This window comes from Terrabacter sp. P5_B1, from assembly GCF_056400505.1.
Genome location: NZ_JBFULD010000191.1, coordinates 1 through 8,099, shown reverse-complemented (window position 1 = coordinate 8,099; position 8,099 = coordinate 1). Strand labels below are relative to the sequence as shown.

The following is an 8,099-nucleotide window of genomic DNA, read 5'->3' as shown; positions in this document are numbered from 1 at the left end:
GGCCTGCCGACCGTCGGGGGTCAGGTCGGACTCGACGTCGCACCCGTCGACCTCGACGACGATCAGGCCGTTCGGTGGCTCGAGGCCTGCCTGTGGCCCGAGGTGCCCGGCCGGATCGAACGGTTCCGCTCCGCGCGGGAGGTCATGCGGAGCGATCCGCCGGACGTGCTCCGCGGCGACATGGTCGAGGGCCTCCCTGAGGCTGCCGAGCGGGCGCGCGCCCGGACCGGGCCCGGGGCCCATGTCGTCGTGCTGACCTCCTGGGCCTTGACCTACCTCGACCCTGCGCGGCGCGGCGAGCTCGTCAGCCACCTGCGGTCACTCGCGCACGACGTGCCGGACCTCACCTGGTTGAGTGCCGAGCCACCAGGGTGCGTCCCGGGGGTGCCGGTTCCCGACGGTGCCGTCGACGGCGACACCGTCATCGGTCTGAGCCGGTGGCGCGCCGGGGTGGAGCTCGCGCCCGTGGCCCTGGGCACCTGCCACCCGCACGGCGCTTGGGTCGACGTCGACCCGGCAGCCATCGATGCCCTGACCGGATCTGCGAGTCCGCCCTGATCCGAAGGGATTTCGCGGGTTCCGCTGCAGTTCGGCGGCACCGCAGGCGCTGGCCGAGAGCGGCCGCGTAGGCGTCGTCAAGGTCGTCGGCGAGATCGCTCGAGAGGACGAGCGCGGCAGCGGCGATCGTCGGCACGGCGGCGGCCTCGTAGGACGACGGCTTGGCTCTCCGCGCCCGTCTCGAGTGCTCGAGCAGGCCCTCGACGGGCTGCCACGGCATGGTTTCGCGAGCCGAGTGCAGGCCAAGTCGTCGTCATATGCACTCCAGCTCCTTGGCCAAGGTTGTTACACAAAACCAAAACCAAGGACGCGGATGCGTCAGGTGTGCGGCACCTCCACCGGTGCCTCGACGACCCACCAGGCGGCATACGGGCTCAACGAGGCGCGGCCGTCCGCCCCGCCGAAGACGGGATGGCCGCCGAGAGCGTCGAAGGGGTGCACGATGCCGGCGTCGCTGACGTGACGCATCTCGACGGTCTGCCATGAGGACGTGACGTTGTACACGCAGACCATCGCCCCGCTCGGGTGCGAGCGCACGACGACGAGCACGCCGTCGCCGGTCTCGAGGACGACACGTGTCTGCGCCGACGCGTGCAGCTGGGGCAGCCCGGCGCGCACCGCCGCGAGGTGCCGCAGGCCGGCGAACACCCGGCCGGCCGTCGTGCCCGGATCGTCGCGGTGCGCTGCCAGCGCCCAGTCGATCCGTTCGCGGTGCGCCCAGCGGTTGTCGTCCTCGTGACCCGGCTCCCGCGCCCAGTCCGGGTCGTTCGGCATGCCGAGCTCGTCACCACTCCAGACGACCGGGATGCCGCCCCAGCCGGCCACCACGGCGTGCGCGAGGAAGAGCCGCGCGAGGCCGAGGCTCACCCCGCCCTCGTCGCCGCGCAGCTCCGCGTCCGAGAGGCYAGTCAGGGCAGCCGCCGTGCCGCTGATCCGCTTGTCGCCGGTGGCGGGGTTGTGCTGGAAGACGAGCCCGCGGGCCCACGAGCCCGGCTCGTCCCCGGCATACCAGTTCGACAGGAAGCGGCGGTGAGCGTGGCCGTCGAGCCCCGCGGCGGCGGCGTCGCCGTCGTCGATGGCCCACCCGATGTCGTCGTGGCACCGGACGTAGCAGATCCACGTGCCGCTCGGCGGCGTCGGCGGCAGTGCCGAGAGGGCTCGCTTGGTCAGGCCGGAGCTGCCGGTCGCGAGCATCGACCACACCTGCACCATGAGGCTGTTGTGGTAGGCGAGGTCGCTGACGCGGCCGGCGTGCGGACCCTGACCGAGGTACTGCACGAGATCGCGCGGGCCGACGATGGCCTCGGCCTTGAAGGCCAGCGCCGGGCAGGCGATCCGCGCCACGGTGCGCAGCGCCTGGGTCACGGCGTGCACCTCGGGCTGGTTCTGGCAGTTCGTGCCGAGCCGCTTCCACGTGAACGCGATGGCGTCGAGGCGCAGCACCTCGACGCCGAGGTTGGCGAGGTGGAGCACGATCTCGGCGTACTCGACCAGCACGTCGGGGTTGCCCCAGTTGACGTCCCACTGCCACTCGTTGAAGGTCGTCCAGACCCACCCCTGCAGCTCGTCGTCCCAGGTGAAGTTGCCCGGGGCGAAGTCGGGGAAGACCTCCGGCAGGGTGCGCTCGTAGGCGTCCGGCATGACGCGGTCGGGGTAGACGTGGAAGTAGTCGCGGTAGCGCTGCTCCCCCGCTTGGGCCCGGCGAGCCCACTCGTGCTCTCGGGCCACGTGGTTGAGCACCAGGTCGAGCACCAGCGAGATCCCTTGCCCCCGAAGGTCGCTCGCGAGATTGGTCAGGTCGTCGACGGTGCCGAGGTCGGCCCGGACCGTGCGGAAGTCCTGGACTGCGTAGCCGCCGTCGTTGTCGCCCTCGCGCGGCTGGAGCAGGGGCATGAGGTGGAGATAGCTGACACCGAGGTCGCGGAGATAGTCCACCCGGCTCCGCAGGCCGTCGAGGTCTCCGGCGAACCGGTCGGTGTAGCAGGCGTAGCCGAACATGTCCGGCTGCTGCAGCCAGTCCGGGCGCAGGAGGCGCCGCTGGTCGAGGCGGCGCAGCTCGGGCGACCGGGCGACGAAGGCCGTGACGGCCGACTCGACGAGGCGTAGGGCGAGCGCCCACACGTCATGGTCGGGGTAGAGCACCTGGAGGGCCGCGACGAGGTCGTCGAACCACCGCTCCAGACGCAGCTCCATGGTCTCGCGGTCCGCGCCGTCGAGGCCCGTCAGCAGGGAGCCCATCGACTCCGTGGTCTGTCGCGCCTCTTCGCCGCCTGAAGTCATGGCCCGATTGAACAGCACCGGAGCCCGGTTCGACAGGGGCGTCCGTCGCGAGACAGCGCGGTGAGCGGTTACTCGAAGGCGCTCGGGTCGCCGGCCCCGACGCGCGTGACCACCGGGTAGCTGTCGGAGTAGTCGACGACGGTGGTCGGCTCGAGGCCGCACTCCCCCGAGTCGATGACGGCGTCGATGACGTGGTCGAGCCGGTCCTTGATGTCCCAGCCCTCGGTCATCGGTTCCTCGTCGTCGGGCAGGAGTAGCGTGCTCGACAGGATCGGCTCCCCCAGGGCGCGCAGCAGCTCGCGAACGACCGGGTGCTCGGGGATGCGCACGCCGACGGTCTTCTTCTTCGCGTGGAGCAGGCGCCGGGGCACCTCCTTCGTCGCGGGCAGGATGAAGGTGTAGGGACCCGGCGTCGCCGCCTTGATGGCGCGGAAGACCGAGTTGTCGAGGTGCACGAGCTGGCCGAGCTGGGCGAAGTCGGCGCAGACGAGCGTGAAGTGGTGCTTGTCGTCGAGATGCCGGATCCGCAGGATGCGCTCCTTGCCCTCGGGGTTGTCGAGGGAGCACCCGAGGGCGAAGCACGAGTCGGTCGGGTAGGCGATGAGGCCGCCGGATCGCAGGATCTCGACCGCCTGGCCGATGGCCCGGGGCTGGGGGTCCACGGGGTGGACGTCGAAGTACTTCGCCATGCCCTCACCCTGCCATGCGCGGCCCCGCCCGCGTCTCCTGGGGCCGCAATGGCGGCGGAGCGCCTTGCGGAACCGTCCGGCTGGCCCGCGGCCCGATGATGTCGCCGGTGGTGCTGCAGGTGGGGGGGTGATCACCCCACCACCTGCAGCACCATCCGCAGCGTCATCGGCAGGCCTCGCGCTTGGGCCCGCTGACAGCCGTCGCGTTTGAGCACACCCCTGCGGTGCGCGATGCTGGGCCCATGAGCGAGGACGCGGAGCACATCGAGACCGTCGACGTCCCGGAGCGCGAGCGGTTCGAGGTGCGCGACGCCGGCCGTCTCGTCGGGCTGGCGAGCTACGTCGTCGTGCCCGGCAAGGCCGCTCAGGCCGACCGTGTCGTCTTCTTCCACACCGAGGTCGCCGAGGACAGGGAGGGGCAGGGCCTGGCCAGCCGTCTCGCTGCGGCGGCGCTCGATGCCTCCGTGGCGGCCGGTCGTGTCATCGTGCCGGTCTGCCCCTACATCTCGCTCTACCTGCGGCGGCACCCGGAGCCGTATGCCGCCCACGTCGTCGCACCGACGCCCGCGGATCGGCAGGCGGTCGAGGAGGCTGCTGGCCGCGCCGCGCAGGCCGCAGCGGACTGACCGGCTCCCTGCGAGCCTTCTCCGACCCGGCACGGGCCGCCCGACAGGCCGCGTCAGTTCTTGCCGAAGTACGTGCTGGCCTGCATGGCCTCGATGACCGACGGAGTCTGGTGCAGGCCCACGGCATAGCCGCCCAGGTCCTTGACGGTGTCGGCCACCCCGATCACGGGACTGACGAGTCCCCAGGGTGAGGGGTGCAGGTCGGGACCCTTCGCTGGGTTGAGCGCGATCTGGGTGCCGAGGGCGTTGGGCAGCGGGTCGTCACCGACGATGGGCACGTGGTCGACGAAGGACCCGAGCGGGTTCTGCAGCGTCGTCAGGATCTCGCCACGCACGTGGTAGTTGCGAACCTGACCCTGCGACAGTCCTGCGTCGTGGTGACCGAGGGCGGCGGCGGCCAGCACCGTGTTGGGATGGACGCCCGCCGCGTTGAACGTCACGGCCGGGACGTCCGTCGCGACGGAGGCCGTGCTCGCGAGACCGCCGCCCAGTGAGTGCCCCGTCAGCACCATGTTCTCGCTGCCGACGGCCCTGGCGAGGTGCTGGGCGAGCGCGATCGCCTGGAGGTGCTGCGCGCTGAGGTAGCCCATGCCCTGCTGGGCGTTGCTCGCCCAGTCGTTGACGCTGGTCGGGTCGGTACCCGCGAAGGCGAGCACGTAGTCGCCGTTCGCGTCGCGATAGCTGTTCGCGGCGAAGCCGCCCGGACCCGTGAGCGTCCTGGGATCGATCCCCAGTGCCTCGAGCTGCGAGGCGTCGAGGGCGTCGAAGCTGTCGGTGCCCGTGCCGTCGTAGACGCCCTTGGCCAGCTCCGCGAGCTCGAGGTCGATCTCCTGGGGTCTGGTGCCCCGCAGACCGTCGGCGAAGGGCGGTTGAGCCGTCGCCTCGGCACCGACAGTGGCCGACCCGCCGAGCCCGAACGGCAGCAACGGCCCCGGGGTGAGCAGGTTCCCGGTGCCGCCACTGGCCGATCGCTGGGCGCGTGAGTTGGCGGTGAGCCGTGCGGCCATCCGGTCGAGGGCCGAGCCGAGCGACGACAGCGCGCTCGAGGTGGAGCGCCAGCGCTCCTGGGCCGCATCGGCATCTGCGCCACCCCATGAGCGGCCCAGCACGACAAGGGCCCTCGTGCCGTTGGCGCGGATCACCTCGACCTCGCCTGCGCACGCGGTCAGCTCGCGGGCGGCGCGGTCGAGGGCTTCCGGGTCAGCACCCTGGCGGTAGAGCACGCGTTCCTCCTGTCGACGGTGGCCCCACGGTAGGTGGCACCGCGCCGACCGGTCCATGGGGAGCACTCCTCCGCGTGTCGTACGCGAGGAGCGCTCAGCCGCGGAGGTCGGTCAGCATCGCCTCGAAGGGCGTGACGTCCTCGAAGGGGTCGACCCGGCGCGCGCGGGGCTGCCCCGCGAGCAGGGCCGCGAAGGCCGTGCCCGCGCGCTCGATGCGCTCTCCGAGTCGGCCGGCGTCGACGCTGCCCCAGTCCTCGCTCGCCGCGAAGACCGCGACGGGGGCCACGAGTGCGCCGAGGTGGGCGAAGAGCGGCCGGAGGGCGTGGTCGATGGCGAGCGAGTGCCGGGCCGTCCCCCCGGTGGCGCCGAGCAGCACCGGCGTGTCGCGCAGCGTGTCCTTGGGGAGCACGTCGATGAGCATCTTGAACAGCCCGCTGTACGACGCGGCATACACCGGCGTTGCGACGATGACGGCGTCGGCCTCGGCGATCGCGTCGAGACGGACCTGCAGGTCCGGGGAGGCGAATCCGGTGAGCACGTTGTTCGTCAGGTCGTGCGCGACGTCGCGGACGTCGACGACCTCGACGACGACCTCGCGGGGCGCGAGCGCCCGGACGGTCGCCTCGGCCAGGCGGTCGGCGAGCAGGCGCGTCGAGGACGGCTGGGTCACGCCGGCCGTGATGACGGCGATGTGGAACGGGTTCACTTCGTCACCTCCAGGGTGGCGTCGGTGGACGGGGTGGGCGTGCGCTCGGCGGCGAGCCGGCTCGCGTGGGTCGGGGCATCGGGCACGTGGGCGGGCTTTAGCGCGGCGAACTCCTTGCGGAGGACCGGCACGACCTCCTCGCCGAGGATGTCGAGCTGCTCGAGCACCGTCTTGAGCGGAAGACCCGCGTGGTCGAGCAGCCACAGCTGGCGCTGGTAGTCACCGGCGTACTCCCGGAAGCCGAGCGTCTTCTCGATGACCTCCTGCGGGCTGCCGACGGTGAGCGGCGTCTGGCTGGTGAACTCCTCGAGCGAGGGGCCGTGGCCGTAGACGGGCGCGTTGTCGAAGTAGGGCCGGAACTCGCGCACGGCGTCCTGGCTGTTCCTTCGCATGAAGACCTGCCCGCCGAGGCCAACGATGGCCTGGTCGGCGCTGCCGTGCCCGTAGTGCTCGAAGCGGCGACGGTAGAGCTGCACCATCTGCTTCGTGTGGCTGGCCGGCCAGAAGATGTGGTTGGAGAAGAAGCCGTCGCCGTAGTAGGCGGCCTGCTCGGCGATCTCGGGGCTGCGGATCGAGCCGTGCCAGACGAACGGGGGTATGCCGTCGAGCGGGCGGGGCGTCGACGTGAAGCCCTGGAGCGGGGTCCGGTACTTGCCCTGCCAGTCGACGACGTCCTCGCGCCACAGGCGGTGCAGCAGGGCGTAGTTCTCGATCGCCAGCGGGATGCCGTCGCGGATGTCCTTGCCGAACCACGGGTAGACCGGGCCGGTGTTGCCGCGGCCCATCATGAGGTCCATCCGGCCGTTGCTCAGGTGCTGCAGCGTCGCGTAGTCCTCGGCGATCCGAACCGGGTCGGTCGTCGTGATGAGGGTCGTCGACGTGGACAGCAGGATCCGCTCGGTCTGGGCGGCGATGTAGGCGAGCGTCGTCGTCGGAGCCGACGGGATGAACGGCGGGTTGTGGTGCTGTCCGGTCGCGAAGACGTCGAGCCCGACCTCCTCCGCCTTCTTGGCGATGGCGACGGTGGCCCGGATCCGCTCGTGCTCCGTGGGCGTACGGCCTGTCGTGGGGTCGGTGGTGACGTCGCCGACGGTGAAGATCCCGAACTGCATGTGTCCCAGCTCCTTTTGATTGACGATTCAATCATACCGAACGTCACGGGGTCCTCCCCCATTCCCGCTGTGACATCCTGTCGCGGTGAGCGCCGACATCTCCCCCAAGGACCGCTTCATCACGGTCTACGGCCGCAACCCCGTCCACGAGGTGCTCCTCGACCAGGACCTGCACGTCGACAAGGTCGTCATCGCCGACGGGGCCCGCGGCAGCGGCCTGCGCGAGATCCAGCAGGCGGCGCGGCGCCGGGGCGTCGAGGTGCAGCACGCGAGCGCCGAGCGCGTCAAGAAGCTCGCCGGCAACGGCCGACAGGACCAGGGCGTCTTCGCCGACGTCGTGGCGCCGCGGATGCGTCCGCTCGAGGCTGCACTCGAGGCCGACGCGACGTCGTTGCGCGCCGTCCTCGTTCTCGACGGCGTGACGACCCCTGCCAACGTCGGGATGATCCTGCGGTCTGCCACGGCGGCTGGCATCGACGGCATCGTCGTCCCGCGCAAGGGTGTCGCCTCCCTCGACCCGCTCGTCGTCAAGGCCTCGGCGGGTGTCGCCTTCCGCTCCCCCATCCTCAAGGCGTTCACGGCCGCCGAGGCCGTGGCCGACCTCAAGCGCGCGGGCTTCCACGTCGTCGGGCTCGACGCCGGCGGTGACGACGACCTGTTCGCGGCCCACCTGCCGGAGCCGGTCGCGTTCGTCCTCGGCAGCGAGACGGCCGGACTGACGCCCGAGGTGGCCGCGCTCGTCGACACGTGGGTGTCGATCCCCATGGCGGCCGGCGTCKAGTCGCTCAACGTCTCCGCCGCTGCCGCCGTCGTCTGCTTCGAGCTGGTCCGCCGCACCCGCCTCTGAGGCTCGGTGGTCGGTCCGACCGACCACCATGAGGTATGCCGTGAGGCCGGGCCACGCC

General features: G+C 71.4%; 8 protein-coding genes. 3 read left to right on the top strand and 5 right to left on the bottom strand.

Annotated features, from left to right (window positions below):
- On the top strand, window positions 1-558 hold a 558-nt coding region (locus tag AC1DP0_RS14085), incomplete at its 5' end, for a DUF2332 family protein (RefSeq protein WP_478085176.1).
- Between the two features lie 318 nt (window positions 559-876).
- Here AC1DP0_RS14085 and AC1DP0_RS14080 read toward each other — a convergent pair.
- The gene (locus tag AC1DP0_RS14080) at window positions 877-2,838 is read right to left on the bottom strand and encodes an alpha-amylase family protein (RefSeq protein ID WP_478085175.1); all 1,962 of its coding nucleotides are present in this window, start codon (window positions 2,836-2,838) and stop codon (window positions 877-879) included.
- Window positions 2,839-2,906: 68 nt separating this feature from the next.
- On the bottom strand, window positions 2,907-3,527 hold the full coding sequence (locus tag AC1DP0_RS14075) for an L-threonylcarbamoyladenylate synthase (protein ID WP_478085174.1): 621 nt from the start codon (window positions 3,525-3,527) through the stop codon (window positions 2,907-2,909).
- Between the two features lie 242 nt (window positions 3,528-3,769).
- Here AC1DP0_RS14075 and AC1DP0_RS14070 point away from each other — a divergent pair, with 242 nt between their 5' ends.
- On the top strand, window positions 3,770-4,153 hold the full coding sequence (locus tag AC1DP0_RS14070; RefSeq protein ID WP_478085173.1) for a GNAT family N-acetyltransferase: 384 nt from the start codon (window positions 3,770-3,772) through the stop codon (window positions 4,151-4,153).
- A gap of 53 nt (window positions 4,154-4,206) precedes the next feature.
- On the opposite strand, the gene AC1DP0_RS14065 is transcribed toward AC1DP0_RS14070, so the two are convergent.
- From AC1DP0_RS14065 to AC1DP0_RS14055, 3 genes are all read right to left on the bottom strand, one after another.
- Window positions 4,207-5,376, bottom strand: coding sequence for a Tle-like phospholipase domain-containing protein (locus tag AC1DP0_RS14065; protein ID WP_478085172.1), 1,170 nt, complete (start codon window positions 5,374-5,376; stop codon window positions 4,207-4,209).
- 94 nt (window positions 5,377-5,470) lie between these two features.
- Entirely contained in the window at window positions 5,471-6,082 is a 612-nt protein-coding gene (locus tag AC1DP0_RS14060; RefSeq protein WP_478085171.1) for a CE1759 family FMN reductase, read from the bottom strand.
- Window positions 6,079-7,194 (bottom strand): LLM class flavin-dependent oxidoreductase, encoded by a 1,116-nt coding sequence (locus tag AC1DP0_RS14055; RefSeq protein ID WP_478085170.1) that lies wholly within the window; start codon window positions 7,192-7,194, stop codon window positions 6,079-6,081. Before AC1DP0_RS14055 ends, AC1DP0_RS14060 begins: the two co-directional genes overlap by 4 nt.
- 85 nt (window positions 7,195-7,279) lie before the next feature.
- Between AC1DP0_RS14055 and AC1DP0_RS14050 the strand changes: the two genes are divergently transcribed.
- Complete coding sequence (locus AC1DP0_RS14050; protein ID WP_478085169.1) at window positions 7,280-8,041, top strand: TrmH family RNA methyltransferase; 762 nt, start codon at window positions 7,280-7,282, stop codon at window positions 8,039-8,041.
- The last annotated feature ends 58 nt before the right edge of the window (window positions 8,042-8,099 follow it).

What these genes read in the sequence shown, in the direction of transcription:
- AC1DP0_RS14075 (WP_478085174.1), bottom strand. Translation starts at nt 3,527, where the DNA reads ATGGCGAAGTACTTCGACGTCCACCCCGTGGACCCCCAGCCCCGGGCC.
- AC1DP0_RS14070 (WP_478085173.1), top strand. Translation starts at nt 3,770, where the DNA reads ATGAGCGAGGACGCGGAGCACATCGAGACCGTCGACGTCCCGGAGCGC.
- AC1DP0_RS14055 (WP_478085170.1), bottom strand. Translation starts at nt 7,194, where the DNA reads ATGCAGTTCGGGATCTTCACCGTCGGCGACGTCACCACCGACCCCACG.